Below are 20,582 nucleotides of genomic sequence, written 5' to 3'. Positions count from 1 at the left end.
GCAATAATCCTTCCCGCCGGAAGAGCGGCACTCCTAGCCTTGGGGGGTGACCAAGTCAGCCCTTCCCCAAGCTCCCGAGCGCCGTCCTGCCAGCGGTCCCGCTCCTTCTGGCGCTGCAACAAACGGTGGGGCTGGTTGGCGGACTTTTTTCGCTTTCCCCAATCCCGTTAATGAATATGCTGCCCGGATCACGGCCGGACTGGTTGTGGTGGTGGCCGTCGCCACCTTGCTGACCGGCTGGGGTTGGGGCTTGGTGGTACTTGCTGTCGGATTCTGGCTTCGCGTGCTGTTTGGACCACGGGTCTCCCCGATGGCTCTTCTGTCAGTCAAGGTGTTGGCACCAAGGATCGGGCACGCCAAGCTTGTGGCCGGTCCTCCCAAGCGGTTCGCCCAAGGGATCGGCGCCGCACTGACGAGTGCCGCCGTCGTGCTGTTTTTCACCGGCTTCCAGCCGGCCGCCTGGATTCTGCTGGCACTGCTGATCGTGGCGGCTTCGCTGGAAGCGTTTGTGGGTTTCTGCCTCGGCTGCGCGATCTTCGGGTTCCTTCAGCGCAGGGGCCTCATCCCCGAGGACGTGTGCGAGGCCTGCAACAACGTGACGCTCCGCCGGATCTAGCTATTGTTTAGCCGGTGGTGACGGCAAGCAACCTGTCCGCCATGCCACGAATGACGTCCGGCGCTTCCAGGGACTCGAGCCAGTCGGACGGCAGGCCGTCTTCGCCGTAGTAGGCCCCCAGGATGTTTCCCGCAATGGAGCCTGTGGAGTCGCTGTCGCCACTGTGGTTGATGGCCACGGATATTGCATTGCGGAAGTGTTCTGCTGGCGTGCCGCCGCTGGTGGCCAGCACAGCGTAGAGCCCGACGGCGAGTGCCTCCTCAGCAATCCAGCCCTCACCGAGCGCTGTGGTCAGTCCTTCCGGGTCCAGTGGGGCAGGTTGCAACGACGACTGCAGGGCGGCTTCCAGTCGTTTCGCCAGCTCGGGTGCTTTGGTGGGGACACCGTTGACATAGCTGAGGGCCTCGATAGCGGAGGTGCGGATGTCGCTTCCGGCCACGATGTTGTGGATCAGCAGGCTGAATGCTGCTGCGCTGAGTCGCGCCGAAGGGTGTCCGTGCGTCAACGAGGCGGCGTCCGAGCTGAGTTTGTAGACGGCTTCCCTTGAAATGTGGGGGATGAGTCCGAACGGGGCTGAACGCATCACAGTGCCGCACCCTTTGGAGTCGGCATTGACGGGTCGTGCAACTGTTCCCATTTCCCCCGTTGCCAAACCACTGAGGCAGGCATTTCCGGGTGCCCGGCGGTGACGCAGGACCTCCTGGGAGTCGATCCAGCGCGGTTGCGGCACGGGAGCGGAGGAGGCAACAGCAACATCCTGGGTAGCGAGCCAGCGGAGGTAGGCCAACCAAAGGCAGGCGATTTCGTCCGCCGCTAGGCCGTCGTTGGCCCATTCGAGCGCTTCCACAAGGCCGTCAACGGTGTATAACGTCATCTGCGTGTCATCCGAGAAGTGGCTGCCGCCGTCGAGTTGCGCGAAGGACGTCAGGCCGCCGGAACCATAGCGGGCACGGATCGCGGCAATGGAGTCGAACTCCACGGCATAACCAAGGGAATCACCCAGGGCTCCTCCCAGAAGTGACCCGTGCACTCGGGATTCGAAGGAAGGAACAGCGGGGGATTTAGGCTCAACACTCATGCCTGTAATTTACCGTGCCCGTGAACCGCCGCTGATATGGTGGGGAAGCTGCACGGCACTGACAAAACTTGGAGTGACATTTTGCGTGAACCTGCTTGGCGACGGACAGGCAAGACGCCCGACTACAGGTTTTCCCTTGCCAACGAACGCACTTTCCTCGCGTGGATCCGCACGTCCCTGGCATTGCTCGCCGGCGCGGTTGCCGTTGACCAGCTGGCTCCGAACATCGCGCCCACACCCGTCCGGCTGGTCCTTTGCGTCTTGCTGGCTCTGGTCGGGGCGGGCCTGGCGGCACTTTCCTACCGCCGTTGGGGGCAGATGGAAGCGGCGATGCGCAACGATCAGGCGCTCCCGTTCTCCAGGGTCATGCTGTTCATGACCATTGTGGTGGCCGTAGCGGCGTTCGCCTTCGCTGTGCTGATATTGGTGGCGCGGTAAGCATGGAAGTCCGCGACCCCGGGTTGCAGCCCGAGCGCACCACCTTGGCATGGCGCCGGACGCTGATCTCGTTGGTAGTAGTGGACTTGTTTATCTGGCGGAGCTGGCTGACGTCTGAGCCCTCCACGGGCAACCTCGTCGCCGGTCTCCCCGGACTTGATTACCAAGGGATCTGTGCACTCATGGCGGCACTTGCCACCATCGTGCTGGCGTCCGTGGTGTGGGTTCGCTCACGCCAACTCCAAGTTGGAAACGAGGCGGCATCAGCCCGGCTCGTCCTGGTCAGCACGCTGGCTGTGATGGGCCTTGGTGCCACTGCCATCGCTGCCATTGCCCTGGGTGGATAAGCTTGGAGGCGGGATTCAGCAACCGCCCAGACTCTGATGGCAGGATACTCAGTGGCTTTGAGCTTGCGTTACCCCTGCCAATACCAGCACGCGGCCGGTCAATCCGGCATCCATACCAACCGTAAGGACCCCTTCGACATGACCTCTCCTGTACAAGCGACGCCTGAACACCAACCGGGACTACTTGCCCGGCTGTCGGCTGAAGCTTTGGGTTCGATGTTCGTTGTGGTTGCCGCGGTGGGAGTCGGGATATTTTCGAATCCTGGTGGGGCGCCCTTGCCGGTGGCTCTTGCCACGGGCCTGGCGGTGACAGTGGCAATGCTGGCTTTCGGCTATGTCTCCGGCGGGCACTTCAATCCGGTGATCACCTTAGGCAATTTGATTGCCGGCCGCATCCGTGCCGTGGCGGCCTTAGCCTATGTGGCGGCCCAAATCATTGGCAGCGTCGTTGGTGCTGCCTTGATCTATTTCGTAGTGACCACCGTGCCTGTCCTCACGGACGCCAGGGCGGCGTTCGACGTCGTTGCCCCGGGGTTCGGTGAGCATGCTTCCGCGCAAACGCAGATGGCAGGAGTTCTGCTGGTCGAAGTCCTCGGTTCGGCCCTTATTGTGGCCGTATTCCTTGGTGCGACCGCTGGACGACGCGCTCTTCCGGCCATGGCCCCCTTCGCAGTAGGCCTTGCAATGGCTGTCCTGCTTCAGCTGGGGCAGGTCCTGGGAAACCTTCCCTTCAACCCCGCTCGGGCAACGGCCCAGGCATTCTTCAGCTCGCCTTGGGCGATTGAGGGTCTATGGCTCTTCTGGGTGGCCCCGCTGATGGGTGCCGCGCTTGCGGGTCTCGCTTTCCGTGGTTTCCAAGGCCTGTCACAGGCCACCGTCGCCGTGACCGACGACGTCCAGGGCGGAAGCGATGGGGTGAACGACTCCTTCGACGCCAATGACGAGCCGGTTGAGGATGTTCAGGTCAGCGAAGCTCCTGTGAAATCTGACGGGAACGCTTCCCGACGTGCGCCGGCTGCGCCTGTCAATGATGACGCCCGTGACTTCTTCGACGGGAAAAAGGGCAAATAACCGCACGGGGTCGACGGCGGACGGCTCGCCTGCGCTTTATTGTCGGTGCCCCCGGTTAACTTGAGAATATGCGGTTACTTCATACTTCCGATTGGCACCTTGGCCGATCATTCCACGGCGTTGGCATGCTTGAAGCCCAACGCAACTTCGTGGACCAGTTGGTATCGCTGGTTGAATCCAAGTCCGTTGACGTGGTGCTCATAGCAGGAGACGTCTACGATCGTGCCTTGCCCGGGCTGGATGTGGTCAAACTGCTGGATGATGCCCTTGTGCGCATTACTCAGGCAGGGGCCGGGGTTGTCCTGACCAGTGGCAACCACGACTCCGCCATCAGGCTGGGCTTTGCCTCCCGCCTGTTGGAACGCGGGGGAGTGCACCTGAGGACGCGCGTGGAAGATCTTGATGTGCCAATCCTCTTGCCCCTCGGAGCCGATGGACGTGGCGCCGATGGGCATGGCAAGGACGGCACCGGAAACGGCCACGTTGCCATTTACGGCATTCCCTATCTTGAACCCCGGCTTGTGGCTGAGCGTCTGGGCGCTGAAAACGCCAACCACTTTGATGTCACCTTGGCGGCAGTGGATCGGATCCGGCAGGATATTGAAGCCCGCCGCGCATCCGGACCCGTTTATCCGGTGGTTCTAGCGCATACCTTTGCCAGCGGCGGCATTACCTCGGAAAGCGAACGGGACCTGAGCATCGGCGGCCTGGGAGCAGTTCCACTGGATCTCTTTGAAGACTTCACCTACACCGCACTGGGACACCTCCATGGGCGGCAGGAGCTGGCACCCAATGTCCGGTACTCCGGTTCTCCCTTGGCCTATTCATTCTCGGAGGCCAAGCACCATAAAGGCGCCTGGCTGGTGGACCTTGACGCCCATGGAGTGATCGCTGTTGAGGAAGTTGTGTGGGATGCCCCCAAATCCCTTGCCACCTTGCGTGGAACGCTGGATGATCTGCTCGGCGCCGAAGAGCATGCCTGGGCAGAGAGTGCTTACTGCCAGATCACGTTGACGGATGCGCAACGGCCTGCGCAGGCCATGGAAAAGGTGCGCACCCGCTTCCCTGACACCCTGGTTCTCTCCTTCGATCCCCAAGGTGCAGAGGCGCGGACTTCCACCAGTTACAGCAATCGGCTCGCCGCTGCCGAAGACGACCTTGGAGTCTGCTGTGGATTCCTGGAACACGTCAGGGATCGCGGTGCCAGCGATGCAGAGGAAGCGGCGCTGCAGGAAGCACTTGAAGCTGTCCGGTTGCAGGAGGCTGAGCTGTGAGAATCCATCGTTTGGAGATCGAAGCCTTCGGTCCGTTTGCGACGCCCCAACACATTGACTTCGACCATGTGAGCGCACAGGGCCTTTTCCTCCTCAACGGCGCTACGGGTGCCGGCAAGACCAGCATTCTGGATGCGATCTGTTTCGCCCTGTACGGGTCCGTTCCGGGTGCCCGCCAGGAAGGGAAACGGCTACGAAGCGACCATGCGGCGCCAGGCGCGGAGCCGCGCGTGGTCTGTGAGTTCTCAGCACGCGGGCGGCGTTTTGAAGTGACGCGATCGCCGGCGTGGGAACGGCCCAGCGCCCGCGGACGCAACGGATTCACCACCCAGCAGGCCAAGACCCTCCTCCGGGAACGGGTGGCAGGAAGCTGGGAAGAGAAATCTTCCAGGAACGATGAGGTAGGTGCCGAGCTCTCGGACGTCCTTGGGATGGACCGGGAGCAGTTCACCCGGGTGGTGATGCTGCCCCAGGGCGACTTCGCGGCTTTCCTGAGGTCCAAGGCCAACGACCGGTTGGAACTGCTGCAAAAGTTGTTCGGCACGCACCGTTTTGAAGCTGTTGAACGCCAACTTGTTCAGCAAGCAGCTGAGGCCACCCGGGCCGTGCAGGAGAACGCGTCAGATCTCAAGTTGCTGCTTGACCGGGTTGCGTCGGAGCAGGAACAGCTGGGCCTTGCCGCAGTCGCTCCAACCGCCGGCAAGGAGCCAGGACAGGAACCTGAGGCCTGGCTTGCCGCTGTGGAAGCGGAAGTCAGTGCTGAATGGAAGCGGCGGCAGGACGAGGCCGCTGAGGCAGAATCCCTGGCTACCCGCCTGATGGAACAATTCCAAGAAGCTCAGGAGAAGTCGTTACGGCATGGGCGGCTCGGCGCTGCGATGCAGCGGCGGGTCCTGCTGGAGCTGGCAGCGCCCCGGGCTCTGGAGAACAAGGAGATGCTCGGAAAGCACCGACGTGCCGCTGTTCTCGGCGGCCATCTGGAAGCGGTCGATACTGCAGCGCGCAAACTCGAAGCCGCGGCTGCGCGGACGGAAGGCCTGCGAGGGAAGCTTGCCGCGGTCGGCTTGGAGACAACAAACACTGCCGCTGCCTTGGAAGGCGTCAAGGCAAGCAGCGCAGTCCTTGAGGCCCGGCTGCCCGATGAGCAGCGATTGGAAGAGATCACGGCGCGCCTTGCAGCCAGGCGTAGTCAAACGGCGGAACATCAAGCCGCTGCCGAGGCTTCGGCGGGCGTGCTGGAACAGCTGCGCGAAGACGTGTCCACTGTGGAGTCGCAAATCCAGCCCCTCGAGCCTTTGGCCGGCCAACTGACAGAACTGGAACGGAATGCTGAGGCTGCGGCTGAGCTGGTTCGAATCGTAGCCCGCCATGAAACGGCTGCCAGCGAGTTGGCCGAGGTTACCGGAAAGCAGCTCCAGGCCCGGTCGGCGTCACAGGACCTCCGGCAACAGTGGCTCGACGTCCGCGAGCTGCGTTTGGCCAACGCAGCAGGGGAGCTGGCCGCGGCACTGGAAAGCGGTAAGCCGTGCGCTGTTTGCGGCAGCCAAGAGCACCCCAATCCTGCCGAAGCAGTGCGATCAGCACTCTCCCTGGCCCAGGAAGAGGAAGAAGCCAAGGAACAGTTCGAGGCCAGTGAAAAAGCCCTGGGGCTCCTCACCGAACAAGTTTCCTCCGCAGCCCAGGTGCTTGCCGGCCTGGTTGCCCAAGGGGGTGCAACCGATGCTGCTGAAGCAGAGGCCAACCGGATATCCGCGCAGGACGCTGCCTCGGCGGCACGAAAGGCGGCAGGCTTGCTGGAGAAGCTTCGCGGCCGGCAGGAAGCCCTCACCAAGCGGATCTCTCTGGTGCAGGAAGAACACGACGCTTCCGTGAGCGAGACGGCACAGGCGTCGTCCGCTGTTCACCTGCTTCAGGAGCAATGTGTTGCCCTTGAAACGGATCTGGCCGGCTTAAGGGGGGACTTCCCGAGCCTGCGTGAACGGCTGGATGCACTCATGGCTGAGCGCGGGCTCTTGCAAGCCGTCGCGGACGCAGATGTGGAACTGGAACGGGCGGAGCAAGCCCTGGCAGACGCCGCCGCGTCGCTTGAAAAGGCCTTGCCGGAATCCGGTTTCACCTCCGCTGACGACGCTCGCCGGGAGATACTCTCACCGGCCGATGTTGTGGGCCTTGAGAAAGACCTGGCTGATTTCGACGCTGAATCATCCCGCTTGGATGAGTTGTTTGCCAGCGAGGACCTGGTCCTTGCCGCCAAGGAAGCGAACATAGGCGAGCTTCCCTTGGGAGAAGCTGAACTTGCTGAATCGAAGCTGATTGCTTCCAATGCCGCAGATACTGCGCGGGCTGAGGCTTTGTCTGCGGGCATGGCCGGAAAATCGGCGGCCGCTGTTGCCCGGTTGCGGAGGGAGTATCAAACCTTGTCACAATCGGGAAGCGAACCGCGGAACAGGGCGCACATGCTTGCTGAGCTGGCCGACACCTTGAGGGGATCGGGCGACAACAGCTACCGGATGAGCCTGAACACCTATGTCCTCGCTGCGCGGCTGGAACAAGTGGCAACCGCCGCCTCCGAGCGGCTCGTGGCCATGAGCGACGGCAGATATACGTTGCAACATACGGACGCCAAGGCCGCCAGGGGAGCGAAGTCCGGCCTCGGGCTTGAAGTCGTAGACGAATGGACTGGCCAGCGCCGGGACACTTCCACCCTCTCTGGCGGCGAATCCTTCATGGCGTCGTTGTCATTGGCACTTGGCCTTGCCGATGTCGTCCAGCAGGAGGCCGGCGGCGTGGACATCGAGACGCTGTTTGTTGATGAAGGCTTCGGCAGTCTCGATGAACAAGCCCTGGAACAAGTGATGGATGCCTTGGAGGGACTGCGCGACGGCGGCCGGGTAGTTGGGTTGGTCAGTCACGTCGGGGAGATGAAGCAACGCATCACCAGCCAGCTACAGGTGGTCAAGGGCAGGCACGGTTCCAGCGTGCGGATTGCCGACGCCGTGCCCGTCTGACAGCTATCCGATAGACTTAACCCGTTACACCGGGTCGCGCGCATCGGGAGGAGGGACGATGCGCACTCTTTAGCGAACCCGGATTAATGGAAAAATCTTCTCTAGCTTCACAGCCTCTATCATCGGCTCCCGCACGCCCTTCACGCCTTCCGGGCCGCTTCGCGCGGCTTCCCGAATTGGCCGGACCCGGTTTCCTTCCGCTGGGCCTTTTCGCCAGGCTTCCCCTGGCCATGCTGACAGTCGGCACCCTGACGCTGGTCACCGCCGTCAGCCACTCCTACGCGATCGGCGGCATGGCGGCCGGAGCGGTTGGCATCGGCTCGGCCCTGGGCGCCCCCGTCCTCGGCACCCTGGCTGACAGGGCAGGACAACGGATCGTGCTCCTCGTGGCAGCGGTCATCAACACAATCGCCGTCGCGGGGCTCCTTGCTGCGGCTTACCTCACTCCCGCGTACGGCTCGGTGGCCGACGCAGTTGGCGTCCTCATTGCAGCTTTCCTCGCGGGAGCCAGCTGCCCCCAGGTGGGTCCCATGGCCCGTGTCCGATGGATGGCACTGACAACCCGCAACCTATCCCAGTCCTCAGCCAACGGAGGCCGAAGCGTCGCGGCCAACCGGGCTGACCTGGACACCGCGCTGTCCTATGAAGGGACCGCGGACGAGATCACCTTCGTCCTGGGCCCTGCCCTGGTGGGTGTCCTGGCCAGCATGGTGGCACCCTGGTTGCCGCTCGCCTTGGCAGCCGTCATGACCATCACGTTGGTTCCTGCTTTTGCGATCCATCCCAGCCAGCTGACGGTTGTACCGGCACCTCGGAAGCCGAGTGCCGGCGCCGTGCCTCCAGGAGAGCAAGCGGCCCCGGTGAGTCCTGCGAGCCGCAACCGTTGGGCAGGCGCGGTGGTAGCTGTGCCGGTTGTCGCGATGGTGTGCATGGGTACCTTTTTTGGGGCAACCCAAAACGCCCTGAGTGCCTTTTCCGCAGAGTACGCCACAGCCGAAATCGCTGGACTTCTATACGCAGTAATGGGCCTCAGCTCAGCTGTAGCAGCGCTATCCGTCGCATTCTGGCCGCAACGGTTCAGCCTCGCTTCCCGCTGGGTAGCGGCAGCGCTGGCGATGTCCGTTTTGTCGCTCTTGCTGCTTCTCCCGGCGGGTATTTGGCCCATGATCTTTGTCTTGCTGGTACTGGGCATCCCCGTGGGGCCGGTGATGGTCACTGTCTTCAGCATCGGCGGCGTGGTGGCGCCGGCCGGCCGCATGGCCACAGTGATGACGGCACTGGCCAGCGGAATCGTGGCGGGAACAGCTTTGGGCTCCTACCTGGCCGGGCAATTGGCGCAAACGCAGGGCCCGGGTGCGGCCTTCGTCGTGTCGATGGCCGCTGCAGCCGGCCTTTTGCTGCTGGGCGTTCTCACGTGGTTGGTGATGAAGCGCCAGCCTCAGGCTTAGTGGAGCGCCCCGGCGAGGGACGAGGCCATGAGTTCCACCAACCGGAGGGACCGTTCGTCGTCGGGGTCGGCCAAATGCTGCATGCTGATGCCGTCGATCCCGGAAATGAACAAGCGCGTGATGTCCTCCAGGTTGGCGGGGACAGGTTCTCCGGCGGCTTCTGCGGCCGAACGGAACAGCTCCAGCGTCGAGTTAACCCAGCCGTCGTACATCGAACGGTTCATGAGCAACGCCTGTGGCTGGTCTTCGGCCTCTACCCGGAAGCGCCGGAGCAGCAGTTCGAAGGTCGTGACCTGTTCGTGCGGGTTCTCTGACATGCGGCTCCAGATGCGTCTGGCATGGGCGCCCACCATGTGGCGCAATCCCATTCCCGGATCGGCCACAGGTTCCAGTGCCTTGGCGTAGTCCCTGCTGAGGAAGTTGTAGACCTCTTCAAGGAGTTCGTCCTTGCTCCGGAAACAGTAGTGCAGTGCCGCAAGCGGTGCTTCAGCTTCACTGGCGATTCGTCGCGTGGTTGCAGAGGCGAGGCCGTCCTGGGCGATCACCCTTGCTGCGGCTTCAACGAACTGCAGCCGCCTTTCCTCAGCGGGAACCCTGGCCATTCATGCACCTTCTTCTCTTTCAGGCGGTCTCATCGATCGTAGGCGTTAACCGCCGTGACGTCGTTTTGGCCGTGCCGGGGAGGTGGAAAAGTCCTCTGAAAGAAATTTTACGCCAAAACCTAGTCAAGTGACCCAGTCAAGCGACATACTTCTTTCAGGAACGTTGTCTGCATCACATTCAGATGCGGTGAACTGAGGAGAACTGATGGTTGATTTCGCTGATCTGGTGATCATGAATGCTTCGGTCCACACCATGGACCCGGCGGCTTCTCATCACGGGAGCGATGCCGTGGCCGTCAAAGACGGCCGCGTGGCCGCACTGGGCAACAACGATGTGAGCCAGTTGATCGGCCCCTCCACGCGCGTTATCGATGCCGCGGGTGGTGCTGTCATTCCAGGCATCAACGATGCCCACCTGCACTTCGTTTCGGCGGCCATGGCCGCCTTCGGCTATGTCCGACTGGAGCCGGCTGTGGCCCCTGACTGGGCGGCCGTCGTCGACGTCGTGGAGGCAGCGCCGGCGGGGGATGACGGCTGGGTGCGTGCCCATGGCTGGGACGAAGCGCTGCTGGGCCCGGCGCAGGGATTCCTGCTCGACGCCAGGCCGGACACGCCCGTGGTGGCGTTCGACAGCACAGGGCATCAGTTGATAGCCAACAGGGAAGCCCTGAGAAGGGCCGGAATTGACGCCGCAACACCGGACGTGCACGGCGGCGTCGTGGCGAGAACCGCCGACGGCAACCCCACAGGCCTGCTCCAGGACGGAGCCATGGAACTTCTCTCGAGGGCAATGCCGCCGGTTCCGGCGTCCACATTGCGGCCCGCCTTGTTGGCATTGCAGGAGCACCTGCACTCGCTCGGTATCACTTCCCTCACGGATCCTGGCCTGGGCCCTGCAAGTGCTGGGCTCATGGACGGTACCGGTTCGACGGCGGCACTTGAGTTGCTGGGCGACCTCGCCGCGGAGGATGAACTGACGTTGAGAATCAACGTCCTGATGCTCTTCGCGGGAACCGGGGGAGCCAATGCCGACGCGGTTAAAGCAGGCCTGCGCAGCGGACTGGCCGCTACCTACCTGAACCGCGGCATCAATCCGGAGCAGTTGCGGATCGCGGGCGTCAAGATCTTCGCCGATGGCATTCCGCGCAGCGGCACCGCGTGGATGAGTAAGCCGTATGGCAAAGCCTGTACGCACGGCAGCCTGGTGATCCAAGGGGCCACCGACGCCCAGCGGGTTGCGGAGCTGCACAAAATCCTGGGGCTGATCAACGAAGCCGGGTTGCAGGCAGGGGTCCATGCCACGGGGGACGCGGCCACCGCCGCAGCCGTTGAGGCGATCATCGCTGCGGATGACAGTGCCGAGGGCCGTCCAACGTCATCCGGGAACCGCCATTACATTATCCACGGGGCCTTCGGTGATCACGGGACACTGCGAACCATGGCGTCCCACGGCATTGGTTACAGCACCAACCCCCTCATCCGCCAAGAGGCCGGTGACATCATGCGCCAAGTTCTTGGTGAGGAGCGTTTCTCCCGGCACCAGCCCCTGAAGTCAGCGGTGGGAGCCGGAGTTCATGTCAACCTTGCCTCGGACGCCCCCGTCACCAGTACCGATTGGCGGCGCACCGTGGTGGCAGCCGTCCGCCGGGCCACACGTTCCAGACCGGGCGAACCGCGGGATCCGGAGCGGATCACCGGCCTACAGGCATTGGCTGCAATGACCATCCACGCCGCGTGGCAGGACCACGCCGAGCACTTCAAAGGTGCCCTGACACCAGGCATGGCAGCAGATCTGTGCCTTCTCTCCATCCCTTGGCCCGTGGACGAGGAGATCGAAAAGCTCCTCGACACAGAGGTCAGGCTCACACTGAGCGGTGGCCGCACAGTCCACCAATCCACCAGCTAGAACCATTCCCTTCCGTTCCAACCATTTGTGATTCAAGGAGCACCATGCGACGCACTATTCCCTTGGCCCTGGCCGCAGTTTTGTCCATGACGTTGGCAGCCTGCGGCGGCGGGACGGGCCCGGCCGCCGCCCCCGCCGCCGACGGGACCACCACGCTCAAGGTGGGAACCATCGGCATCGGTTCCGATGCCGGTATCCGCCTCGCGGCTGACAAAGGCTACTTCAAGGAGCAGGGTCTCAACGTCGAGATTTCGGTCATAGCTAATCCGCCGGCCGGTATTGCAGCTGCCCAGAGCGGCCAGATTGACGTCACCTACACGCCATCCATCCCACTTTTGAATGCACTGAGCCAGAACGTACCGCTCAAGATCATCGCAGCGGCCGATGGCTACAAGGACGGGGCTAGTGAGGGGGCGGACCTCAACCGCGTAGATGACACCGGACTCCTGGTGCAGCAGGCGTCCGCCATCAACCGGCCGAAGGACCTGGAAGGAAAGAGCGTCAGTGTTCCAGCCCGCAAGGCACAGCTGGAGGTTACGGTCAGCAAGCTCGTCAAGGACGACGGCGGCGACCCCGCCAAGGTGAACTGGATGGTCCTCGATCCGTCATCGGCACTCCAATCACTGAATTCCGGACGAGTCGATGCCGCATCCCTGGTTGCCCCGTTCACGTCCAAGGCCGCGTCGGAGGGCAACAGGCTGCTGGCCTCGCCCGGCGTCGAGTTCTTTGAACAGGGCGCGATTGGCCTCTGGGTGTCAGGGGCGAACACGGTGAAGTCCAAGGAGAAGGCGTTGGAGGGTTTCAAAGCGGCCATGTACAAGGCGAACGCCTACGCCAACGGCCACATCGATGAAGCACAGCAGCTCAGCGCCGAAATCACCAAGACTCCGCTGGAGGTCGTGAAGTCCGGCGCAGTCAACTACTGGCCGGAAGATGTACGCCTGGAAGACATTGAGCGCGCCAACAAGAACCTCGCTGACCTTGGCTTCCTGAGTGAACCCGTGAAACTGCCGGCCGACATAATTTTCGGTAAGTAGGCCGTAAGCGACATGGGAGATTCATCATGAAGGCATCCATCCGCCCTTATGTGTTCAGTGCCTTGGGTATCGCCGGAGCCCTGGTCATCTGGCAGGTTCTCGCCGCGGCAAACGTAGCAGGAAACGCCCTGCCAACGGCCACCACGGTGTTCACCACCCTTGCAGGCATTCTGGGGACCGGCACGTTCTGGTCCGCACTGGGTGCCACCATTGGCATCGCGTTGCTCGCGTTGGCTGTAGCGGCCTTGGCAGGAGTGGTTATCGGATTACTCGTGGGCAGTTTCGAATCCGTACGATACGCCACCTTGGCAGTCTTGGAATTCCTGAAGCCCGTCCCGCCCATCGTCATCCTCCCCCTCGCGGTGCTGGTACTGGGTCCTACCGCTGAGATGTCGCTCTTCCTGGTGGTGTTCGGGTGCTTGCTCCCCATCGTCATGCAAACGGTCGATGGGGTGCAGGGCACCGATCCCGTGGCACGCGATACGGCCCGCTCCTATGGCATGGGCGAGGGGGAAATCCTGGCCCGGGTGGTACTGCCCAGCGCTATGCCGTACATCGGTACGGCGATGCGGGTGGCAGCTCCTGCCGCCTTGGTGGTGACGGTCGTTGCCGGACTCCTAGGCGGGGGTCCGGGCCTCGGCCAAAGCATTTACCAAGCCCAAGCGGCAGGTGACTACGCCAGTCTCTACGCATTGGTGATTGTCCTCGGTGTCCTGGGTCTGTTGTTCCAAGGTGCCACCCGGCTGGCCGAGCGCCGGGTCCTGCACTGGCATGAGTCCTACCGGGAAGTGGTGCCCTGATGAGAAACGTCAAAATACGAAACTGGGTGATCGGTGCAGGCACGCCCGTCCTGTTGCTGGCCTCGTGGTGGTTCCTGTCCGCGAACTCCATTGATCCCTTCTTCCCGCCGCTCGAGAGCATCCTTGTCCGTTTTCAGGAGCTTTGGCTCTTTGAGCACTTCCAGTCTGACGTCCTTCTGAGCCTGGGGAACTTGTTTATTGGCTTTGCCATCGCAGCGGTGGCCGGAATTGGCCTCGGGTTTGCCACGGCGCTGGTTCCTCCCGTCCGGTGGATGATCGATCCGTTGATCCACTTCCTCCGCGGCATCCCTCCTGTGGCTCTGGTCCCGATCTTTATCTCCCTCATCGGCTTCGGAACCCAGATGCGCGTGACCAGCATTGCCCTGGCGGCATTGTTTCCGACCATGATCGCCACCGTGGACGGCATCCGCAGCGTCAGCAACGACCTCATGGACGTCGCCAAGGTGTACCGGCTCAGCCGAAAGGAACGGGTGCTCAATGTCCTGCTGCCGGCGGCGATGCCCCAAATCTTCTCCGGTCTGCAGGTGAGCCTCCAGGTGGCATTCATTGTGATGATCGCGAGCGAGATGCTGGGTAGTTCGCAGGGTATCGGAGCCATGACCTTGCTTGCACAGCAGAGCTTCATGACTGCTGACATGTGGGCCGGGATCCTGCTCCTGGGTGTCATCGGATTCCTGGTCAACATCCTGTTCAGCCTGCTTAAGCACAAGGTCTTGTCCTGGTACATCGGGTCCCGTCGCATGGCGCGTGCAGCATGAGCGCCCGGCAGGCCCCGACTCTTCCCATCCGAAACAGAAAGTCCACCATGGCACAGCAACCAGAAACCCGCATCAGTGCGACCACTCCGCGGCTGGACGTGGCCCATCTTGCCAAGACCTATGGCAGCGGCGAAAAATCACACACAGTTATTGAAGATCTCACCTTCACCGTCGATGCCGGCGAAGTTGTGTGCATCGTAGGTCCTTCAGGTGTTGGCAAGACGACACTTCTGAAGTGCTTGGCCGGGCTTCATCCGGCCAGTAGCGGACGGGCGGCCATTGACGGACGAACCATTAGCGGCCCACCTCCGGAAATGGCCTTGGTCTTTCAGGACTACAACCGCTCCCTGATGCCCTGGCTCACTGTCCGGAAGAACCTGATCCTTCCCCTGCGGCACCTCAAGCTGCCGGCGGCTGAACTCAAGGAGCGCTGCGATAGTGCCCTGTCCGCCGTCGGCCTGTTCCATGCCGACAATCAATATCCCTGGCAGTTGTCAGGCGGAATGCAGCAGCGCGTGGCGATCGCCCGGGCGCTGGCGTACCGCCCGGAGATCCTCATCATGGACGAGCCCTTCGCCTCAGTGGACGCGCAGACCCGGTTTGACCTGGAGGATCTGTGCCTGAAGATCCGGAAGGACTTCAACATGACCATTTTGGTGGTGACCCACGACATCGACGAAGCGGTCTACCTGGCAGATCGCGTGGTGGTCCTGGGTTCCAGGCCCGCCCGCGTCCTCAAGGTGGTGGACGTGGACCTGCCTGCTCCGCGTGACCAAATAACTACACGTTCCTTGCCGGACTTCGCCCGGCAACGCACCGAAGTTCTGTCCCTCATCAAGAGGCCCGCATGACGGGGCAGCACCGGGCAGCCGGCAGCCGGCGGCCCAACGTCCTCTTCATCATCGCCGACCAGCTCCGGGCCGACCACCTGGGTTTCGGTGGCAACGCCACCGTCAAGACGCCAAACCTGGACGCGCTCGCCGCCAAAAGCATTGTTTTCGAGAATGCGACCGTGGCGAATCCCACGTGCATGCCCAATCGTGCCAGCCTGATGACCGGCAGGTGGCCCTCCGCACACGGGACGCGGTGCAATGGCATTACTTTGGATCCGCTGACGCAGACCGTTCCGGGGTCCTTGGGAGCGGGCGGCTACCGCACCGTGGGCGTGGGAAAGTTGCACCACCAAAATATGGGGTGGGAATTTGAGCCGCACCAGGCCGAGGAGATCCGGGCCACCGACCCGCTGCTGTTGGACACCGGAGTAGGCGACGCCCGCCGTCAGGGCTTTCCCCCGGGGTGGGACCAATGGGAGAACCGCGACGCGCACGATGACCGCTTCATTGCGCTCCCCTCCGACTACTACGGCTACCAGCACGTAGACCTCGTAATCGGCCACGGGGACCGGCCAGGCGGCCACTACGTACACTGGGCCCGCGAACGGGGCGTCGACCCGGAAACGCTGGGAGGTCCAGGAAATTCGTCCAGCAAGTACAGCGGGTGGGATCAGGTGTACCAGACGGCTATCCCCGCTGATGTGCACCCCACAAGCTATGTCAGCGAGAAAGCAATCGAGCACCTGAAGGATGCCGCCGGGCAGGACCAGCCATTCTTCATGTTTGTGTCCTTCCCGGACCCTCACCACCCGTTCTCGCCCCCGGAAGGCTACTCGGACCTCTACGATCCCTTGGACTTGCCACTCCCGCTTGGCTTTGAGCAGGACCACTCGGCTTCGCCGGCCCATGTGAGGGACATGATGGAACACCGTGGTGAGCCAAACGCGGACCCAACCATGACGTGGGCGGCTACTGAGGAACAGTACAGGTTTGCCGCTGCCGCCCAGTATGGCCTGATCACGATGATGGACGAGCACATTGGGCGGATACTCGACGAATTGGATCATCAGGGCCTTGCCGAGGACACCATTGTGGTGTTCACAAGCGATCACGGGGACTTGTTCGGGGACCATGGCCTCATGCTGAAGCACTTTGTCCACTACCGCGCAGTGACCAATGTTCCCTTGCTGGTGCACCTTCCCGGCAGCCCGCCGCGGCGCACCGGGGCCTTGGTTTCCAGCGCGGATTTGGCCCCAACGCTTATTGAGCTCACTGGCTCCAAGGGATATCGGGGAATCCAAGGCCGCTCGCTCGTGCCACTACTGCTAGGGGACACTGAACATCATCGGGAAGCGCTGCTGGTGGAGGAAGAACAACCCTTTGGCTTGGAAGGGCTGCCAGGTCCGGTCCGAATGCGAAGCGTCATCACTGCTGAGGGCAGGTTGACCCGCTATTTCGGCACGGAGATTGCCGAACTCTACGATCACAACACCGATCCAGGGGAACTGGTCAACCGTGCGGGCGATCCTGAATTCGCCCCGCTGGAAGATCGCCTGCTGCGAGCAATGCTGGATGAGATGGCTGCCCTCACGGACCGGGGGACGGCTCCGACGGCGGCCGCATAGCCAGTGTTCGACGGCGACCGCTGGGTTCCCGTTGCGGGGAACCGTTAGTGGCTGTTGCGGTAACCGGTGGGGGAGTTCCCGAATGCTGCCCGGAAGATCCTGCTGAAATGGGCGGCGTCGGTGAACCCCCACCGGGCTGCGATGGCAGTGACCGGTCGATCGGCCAGGACCGGATCCCTGAGGTCGCGCCGGCATCGTTCGAGTCGTCGTTGTCGTATGGAAGAAGCCACGGTCGTCCCGATTTCCTGGAAGAGATCGTGCAGGTGCCGCGTGGAGATGTAGTGGGCAGCGGCGATGGTTCCGGGGGAGAGCTCCGGGTCGCCGAGGTTGGCTTCAATGTAATCGTGGATGCGGCCCAGCAGCAGGAGGTGCGGATCCCGGCCCGTCTCGATCAGCTGATCGAGTTCACCGTTGAAGAGTGTGGTCACCAGGTCCAGGGCGTTGTGGACCAAGCGGAGCCCATTCGTGCCGGAGAGGGCCTCGAGGTTGTCGGCCAGTTTTACCAGAAAGGGGCTGATTAATTCGCCGAGGCCCTCGTCGCCCGGAATGCGCAAGGCAGTGACATGGCCCATGGCTTCGGCTGGCAGGTCCAGCAGCACGTGCGGGAACATGAGCACCAGAGTGCGGAAGTCGTCGTCGAAAGTTAATTGATAGGGCCGGGAGGTGTCATAGATGGAGAGATCACCGGGACGCAACACGGCTTCGCGTTCGTCCTGAACCAGGCGGCCCGAACCAGCGAGTTGGATGCTGAGTTTGAAGAAGCGCCCTGTGGACTTTGCAATCAGCTCCGGCGTGCGCAGGACGGTATGGGGTCCGGCAGTAATCTCCACCACGGAGATCTGCCCCAGCACCCGGGCTCGCATGGTTCCGTGGAAGGTTGCCCCGTGGAGGGAAGAACTGCGCGGCCCCGTTGCCAACAGAGGCACGAAGGAGGTGGATATTGCTTTGCTCCACTCCTGGAACGACTCCGCCACGGTGGTTTCCACGGTTGCGGGGCCCGTATCAGCCGCGACGGTCATCAAACTCCCTTTCAATGGCCCGCGGGCGACGCCGCCTCCGGGGCCGGTATGCCGATAACGCGGACGTGAGCTTGCCCACGATTCTACACCGGGGCACACGTGCCGCCGTGCTTGCGTGCAGCGACAAATACCCTGCCGTGTGAGACAAGTCACGCACGCTCCCTGCGGTGGAAGATTGCGGAATGACAGACACCGTGCCGTGCAATCTCCCGCGGCACCGAGGCAGGAGCACACTATGAGCGTGGATAACCCCGTCAAGGGCAGGACCGCTGGAACAGTCGGTACCAAAAGGCGGCTCGGCGTACCGGCAGTGACCTTCATGATTATCGCGGCCTCCGCACCGCTGACCGTGCTGGCGGGAGGCGTGACCACCACCTTCGCGGTCACCGGCGTGACCGGGGTGCCGTTGTCATTCCTGATTCTGGGCGGAATCCTGGCGCTGTTCGCCGTGGGCTATGCGGCAATGAGCCGCTACGTCACCAACGCCGGCGCCTTCTACGCCTACATAGCGCAGGGCATCTCCAGGCCCGCCGGTGTGGGGGCATCGCTGATTGCACTCATGGCCTACAACCTGATGCAGGTGGGCATTTACGGGTTGTTCGGCTTCACGGTCTCCTCGCTCCTGTCCGCGCGGCTTGGCATCAGCGTTCCCTGGTGGATCCCGGTGCTCGTCTGCATTGCCGTCGTCGGATGGCTGGGTGTGAACAGGGTGGACCTGTCCGCAAAGGTGCTTGGTGTCCTGGTGGCCCTCGAATTCCTGGTGGTGATCGTGTACGACATCGTCAGCCTGGCTGTGGCTCCGGAAGGCATCAGCGCAGTGACTTTCAGCCCCGAAAGCCTCTTTGTTCCCGGGATCGGCGCAGTCCTCTCCTTTGGAATAGCCGCCTTCATGGGCTTCGAATCCGCTGCAATCTATGGTGAGGAATCCAAGGACCCCAAACGAACGGTCGCAAGGGCAACGTTTGCAGCTGTGGGAATCATTGCCGTGTTCTATGCCGTCTCCGCCTGGGCAATGACCGTAGGGGCAGGACCGTCCGCCGTTGTCGAGGCGGCAACTACCAACGGACCAGATATGATGTTCGCTTTCCTTGGCGCCCACGGGGGCCTACTGCTCAGCGACATCGCCCAGGTTCTCTTTGTCACCAGCCTTTTCGCCGCACTCGTTAGTTTCCACAATGCCGTAGCACGCTATTTCTTCTCCCTCGGCCGCGAGCGCGTCCTGCCGTCGGCGCTCGCCAAGGTGCGGGCGGAAAGTGGGGCGCCGTTCGCCGGTTCGCTGGCGCAAACGGTGATCGCCGTCGTCGTAACGCTTGGCTTTGCGATTGCCGGTGCAAGTTCCGAACTCGGTGAACTGTATCCCGTGCTGACCATGTTCACTTGGCTGACCAACAGCGGTGCCATGGGGCTGGTGCTGCTGATGACCGTGGTGTCGGTAGCTGTAATCGGTTTCTTCCGGCGGCAGCAGCACGGGGCAAACCTGTGGGTAAGGGTGATCGCTCCAAGCCTGGGTTTCGTGCTTCTTGCCGTTGTCTTTGTGCTCATCATGGCGAACTTCAACGTCCTGCTGGGACAGACCGAGTCAACGGCCGCTACGTTCGTCTTGCCGTTGCTGGTGCTGCTGCCCGGGGTTGCGGGCGTCATCTGGGGCTTGCGCCTCCGGCGCTCGCAGCCTGCCTTGTACGCTCGGATCGGCCACGGCTCGGAGGACTGATAACCCGCGCAACAAAGATGAAGCCCCGGCGGGCGTTGCGCTCGCCGGGGCTTCATTGTTGTCCTCTTTGCTTGGGCTAATCCCGCATGGCCGGGTCCAGGGCGGGGTTCAATGCCGGGCTGTGCTGGGTGATGCTGATCAGGCGGCCGTGTGCACCGAAGGTGAAGTGCACGGGTTCCGTTCCTGCCTCGTCCCAGCCGAAGAGGCTGCCATGGGACCTGATGGCGTTGGGATCACGGTGGTCGGCGACGGTGACCGAGCCGCAGGGTATGACCTTCTCGCGCCAAGTGAAGACGAAAATCCCGGGGCGGACCTGAAATACGGTGTTGGAGTCCGTGTCTGCCAATCCGCGCTCCGGACCTGCCAGGCACTGCCACGTGTACCAGGTTGGGCTGAGGTAGATGTGTTCGTAGGCATGCGTTTCGCTGTAGACCCATTCGACGCGGCGGCCGATGAGTGCACGGCTTTCGGAGATTTCCGTGCCCGTGGCGCGGTATCCATCGAGCGTCCCTGGGCGGAAATCGTGATTGACGGCCACGCTGGAGGGGGTTGCCCTGCCGAGCGTGGCGCCAATGTAGAGTGCGCGGCCGTGTAAAAGGTCCAACACCAGGGAAACGGCGAGTTCCGGGTCCTGGGGGCTCTGCCATTGGGCGTAATACAACTCCTCGGCCACCAGGAAGGCCTCGTAGGTGGATGTTCCGGCGTGACTGGCGGCAGCCCATTGGACTTCTTCGTCGTCGAAGCTGAAAGTCATGGGTCCGCCGTCGCCGCTGACGGAAAACTGTTGTCCTGCCAGGTCTTGCACGGTAGGGGCCTTGTTGGCGTCGAAGCCGGGGGCCAGGCCGTCCAGTGGCAGCCAGTTGGAGGTATCAAGGAGATTCAGGCTCATGGGTTCCTTCTCGTGCTCGAAAGAAGGACCGGACGGTGTGTCCGGTCCTTGTTCGAGTATTCGCTTTCCCCAAGCTGCCGTCTTGTGCTGTGGGGCACGTC

General features: G+C 62.6%; 18 protein-coding genes. 14 read left to right on the top strand and 4 right to left on the bottom strand.

Annotated elements, in window-relative coordinates; translation table 11 throughout:
• Nucleotides 1-46 precede the first annotated feature (46 nt).
• Entirely contained in the window at nucleotides 47-616 is a 570-nt protein-coding gene (locus ACNAOT_RS14545; RefSeq protein ID WP_420178390.1) for a DUF4395 domain-containing protein, read from the top strand.
• A 7-nt stretch (nucleotides 617-623) separates the two neighbouring features.
• Here the strand turns inward: ACNAOT_RS14545 and ACNAOT_RS14540 are convergent, their stop codons facing one another.
• The gene (locus ACNAOT_RS14540) at nucleotides 624-1,694 is read right to left on the bottom strand and encodes an ADP-ribosylglycohydrolase family protein (protein ID WP_420178389.1); all 1,071 of its coding nucleotides are present in this window, start codon (nucleotides 1,692-1,694) and stop codon (nucleotides 624-626) included.
• 81 nt (nucleotides 1,695-1,775) lie between these two features.
• On the opposite strand from ACNAOT_RS14540, the gene ACNAOT_RS14535 reads away from it, so the two are divergent.
• The 6 genes from ACNAOT_RS14535 to ACNAOT_RS14510 all read left to right on the top strand — a co-directional run bounded on the left by ACNAOT_RS14535 (nucleotide 1,776) and on the right by ACNAOT_RS14510 (nucleotide 9,280).
• On the top strand, nucleotides 1,776-2,132 hold the full coding sequence (locus tag ACNAOT_RS14535; RefSeq protein WP_175538584.1) for a YidH family protein: 357 nt from the start codon (nucleotides 1,776-1,778) through the stop codon (nucleotides 2,130-2,132).
• Nucleotides 2,133-2,134: 2 nt separating this feature from the next.
• Nucleotides 2,135-2,479 (top strand): DUF202 domain-containing protein, encoded by a 345-nt coding sequence (locus ACNAOT_RS14530; protein WP_091468324.1) that lies wholly within the window; start codon nucleotides 2,135-2,137, stop codon nucleotides 2,477-2,479.
• A gap of 138 nt (nucleotides 2,480-2,617) precedes the next feature.
• Complete coding sequence (locus ACNAOT_RS14525) at nucleotides 2,618-3,550, top strand: MIP/aquaporin family protein (protein WP_420178388.1); 933 nt, start codon at nucleotides 2,618-2,620, stop codon at nucleotides 3,548-3,550.
• 68 nt (nucleotides 3,551-3,618) lie between these two features.
• Nucleotides 3,619-4,824, top strand: coding sequence for an exonuclease SbcCD subunit D (locus ACNAOT_RS14520; RefSeq protein WP_420178387.1), 1,206 nt, complete (start codon nucleotides 3,619-3,621; stop codon nucleotides 4,822-4,824).
• Complete coding sequence (locus ACNAOT_RS14515) at nucleotides 4,821-7,832, top strand: AAA family ATPase (protein WP_420178386.1); 3,012 nt, start codon at nucleotides 4,821-4,823, stop codon at nucleotides 7,830-7,832. The genes ACNAOT_RS14520 and ACNAOT_RS14515 overlap by 4 nt, the downstream gene beginning before the upstream one ends.
• Nucleotides 7,833-7,918: 86 nt before the next feature.
• Complete coding sequence (locus ACNAOT_RS14510; protein WP_420178385.1) at nucleotides 7,919-9,280, top strand: MFS transporter; 1,362 nt, start codon at nucleotides 7,919-7,921, stop codon at nucleotides 9,278-9,280.
• Here the strand turns inward: ACNAOT_RS14510 and ACNAOT_RS14505 are convergent.
• The gene (locus tag ACNAOT_RS14505) at nucleotides 9,277-9,882 is read right to left on the bottom strand and encodes a TetR/AcrR family transcriptional regulator (RefSeq protein ID WP_420178384.1); all 606 of its coding nucleotides are present in this window, start codon (nucleotides 9,880-9,882) and stop codon (nucleotides 9,277-9,279) included. The genes ACNAOT_RS14510 and ACNAOT_RS14505 overlap by 4 nt on opposite strands.
• 205 nt (nucleotides 9,883-10,087) lie before the next feature.
• On the opposite strand from ACNAOT_RS14505, the gene ACNAOT_RS14500 reads away from it, so the two are divergent.
• From ACNAOT_RS14500 to ACNAOT_RS14475, 6 genes are read left to right on the top strand one after another with little or no spacing between them, the layout of a single operon-like run.
• Nucleotides 10,088-11,788: an amidohydrolase gene (locus ACNAOT_RS14500; RefSeq protein ID WP_420178383.1), complete on the top strand. Its 1,701-nt coding sequence runs from the start codon at nucleotides 10,088-10,090 to the stop codon at nucleotides 11,786-11,788.
• Between the two features lie 44 nt (nucleotides 11,789-11,832).
• Nucleotides 11,833-12,825 carry an ABC transporter substrate-binding protein gene (locus ACNAOT_RS14495; RefSeq protein ID WP_420178382.1) on the top strand — a complete coding sequence of 331 codons (993 nt, stop codon included), beginning with the start codon at nucleotides 11,833-11,835 and terminating at the stop codon, nucleotides 12,823-12,825.
• 26 nt (nucleotides 12,826-12,851) lie between these two features.
• Entirely contained in the window at nucleotides 12,852-13,625 is a 774-nt protein-coding gene (locus tag ACNAOT_RS14490; protein ID WP_420178381.1) for an ABC transporter permease, read from the top strand.
• On the top strand, nucleotides 13,625-14,404 hold the full coding sequence (locus ACNAOT_RS14485; protein WP_420178380.1) for an ABC transporter permease: 780 nt from the start codon (nucleotides 13,625-13,627) through the stop codon (nucleotides 14,402-14,404). Before ACNAOT_RS14490 ends, ACNAOT_RS14485 begins: the two co-directional genes overlap by 1 nt.
• On the top strand, nucleotides 14,401-15,255 hold the full coding sequence (locus ACNAOT_RS14480; protein ID WP_420178379.1) for an ABC transporter ATP-binding protein: 855 nt from the start codon (nucleotides 14,401-14,403) through the stop codon (nucleotides 15,253-15,255). The genes ACNAOT_RS14485 and ACNAOT_RS14480 overlap by 4 nt, the downstream gene beginning before the upstream one ends.
• Nucleotides 15,252-16,862, top strand: a complete 1,611-nt coding sequence (locus ACNAOT_RS14475; protein WP_420178378.1) for a sulfatase — start codon at nucleotides 15,252-15,254, stop codon at nucleotides 16,860-16,862. Before ACNAOT_RS14480 ends, ACNAOT_RS14475 begins: the two co-directional genes overlap by 4 nt.
• Before the next feature lie 44 nt (nucleotides 16,863-16,906).
• On the opposite strand, the gene ACNAOT_RS14470 is transcribed toward ACNAOT_RS14475, so the two are convergent.
• The gene (locus ACNAOT_RS14470; protein WP_420178377.1) at nucleotides 16,907-17,881 is read right to left on the bottom strand and encodes a helix-turn-helix domain-containing protein; all 975 of its coding nucleotides are present in this window, start codon (nucleotides 17,879-17,881) and stop codon (nucleotides 16,907-16,909) included.
• A gap of 235 nt (nucleotides 17,882-18,116) precedes the next feature.
• On the opposite strand from ACNAOT_RS14470, the gene ACNAOT_RS14465 reads away from it, so the two are divergent.
• Nucleotides 18,117-19,592: an APC family permease gene (locus ACNAOT_RS14465; RefSeq protein ID WP_420178376.1), complete on the top strand. Its 1,476-nt coding sequence runs from the start codon at nucleotides 18,117-18,119 to the stop codon at nucleotides 19,590-19,592.
• Nucleotides 19,593-19,668: 76 nt separating this feature from the next.
• On the opposite strand, the gene ACNAOT_RS14460 is transcribed toward ACNAOT_RS14465, so the two are convergent.
• Nucleotides 19,669-20,481 carry a MoaF C-terminal domain-containing protein gene (locus tag ACNAOT_RS14460; RefSeq protein WP_420178375.1) on the bottom strand — a complete coding sequence of 271 codons (813 nt, stop codon included), beginning with the start codon at nucleotides 20,479-20,481 and terminating at the stop codon, nucleotides 19,669-19,671.
• Nucleotides 20,482-20,582: the final 101 nt, after the last annotated feature.

This window comes from Paenarthrobacter sp. TA1.8, assembly GCF_048595705.1.
GTDB classification, from domain to species: domain Bacteria; phylum Actinomycetota; class Actinomycetes; order Actinomycetales; family Micrococcaceae; genus Arthrobacter; species Arthrobacter nitroguajacolicus.
This window is presented reverse-complemented; position numbering and strand designations above follow the sequence as displayed.

Excerpts from the sequence above, each read along its gene's own strand:
- ACNAOT_RS14510 (WP_420178385.1), top strand. The coding sequence starts at position 7,919 with ATGGAAAAATCTTCTCTAGCTTCACAGCCTCTATCATCGGCTCCCGCA.
- ACNAOT_RS14505 (WP_420178384.1), bottom strand. The coding sequence starts at position 9,882 with ATGGCCAGGGTTCCCGCTGAGGAAAGGCGGCTGCAGTTCGTTGAAGCC.
- ACNAOT_RS14485 (WP_420178380.1), top strand. The coding sequence starts at position 13,625 with ATGAGAAACGTCAAAATACGAAACTGGGTGATCGGTGCAGGCACGCCC.
- ACNAOT_RS14480 (WP_420178379.1), top strand. The coding sequence starts at position 14,401 with ATGAGCGCCCGGCAGGCCCCGACTCTTCCCATCCGAAACAGAAAGTCC.
- ACNAOT_RS14465 (WP_420178376.1), top strand. The coding sequence starts at position 18,117 with ATGAGCGTGGATAACCCCGTCAAGGGCAGGACCGCTGGAACAGTCGGT.
- ACNAOT_RS14530 (WP_091468324.1), top strand. The coding sequence starts at position 2,135 with ATGGAAGTCCGCGACCCCGGGTTGCAGCCCGAGCGCACCACCTTGGCA.
- ACNAOT_RS14495 (WP_420178382.1), top strand. The coding sequence starts at position 11,833 with ATGCGACGCACTATTCCCTTGGCCCTGGCCGCAGTTTTGTCCATGACG.
- ACNAOT_RS14490 (WP_420178381.1), top strand. The coding sequence starts at position 12,852 with ATGAAGGCATCCATCCGCCCTTATGTGTTCAGTGCCTTGGGTATCGCC.
- ACNAOT_RS14500 (WP_420178383.1), top strand. The coding sequence starts at position 10,088 with ATGGTTGATTTCGCTGATCTGGTGATCATGAATGCTTCGGTCCACACC.
- ACNAOT_RS14520 (WP_420178387.1), top strand. The coding sequence starts at position 3,619 with ATGCGGTTACTTCATACTTCCGATTGGCACCTTGGCCGATCATTCCAC.
- ACNAOT_RS14525 (WP_420178388.1), top strand. The coding sequence starts at position 2,618 with ATGACCTCTCCTGTACAAGCGACGCCTGAACACCAACCGGGACTACTT.
- ACNAOT_RS14540 (WP_420178389.1), bottom strand. The coding sequence starts at position 1,694 with ATGAGTGTTGAGCCTAAATCCCCCGCTGTTCCTTCCTTCGAATCCCGA.
- ACNAOT_RS14470 (WP_420178377.1), bottom strand. The coding sequence starts at position 17,881 with ATGACCGTCGCGGCTGATACGGGCCCCGCAACCGTGGAAACCACCGTG.
- ACNAOT_RS14475 (WP_420178378.1), top strand. The coding sequence starts at position 15,252 with ATGACGGGGCAGCACCGGGCAGCCGGCAGCCGGCGGCCCAACGTCCTC.
- ACNAOT_RS14460 (WP_420178375.1), bottom strand. The coding sequence starts at position 20,481 with ATGAGCCTGAATCTCCTTGATACCTCCAACTGGCTGCCACTGGACGGC.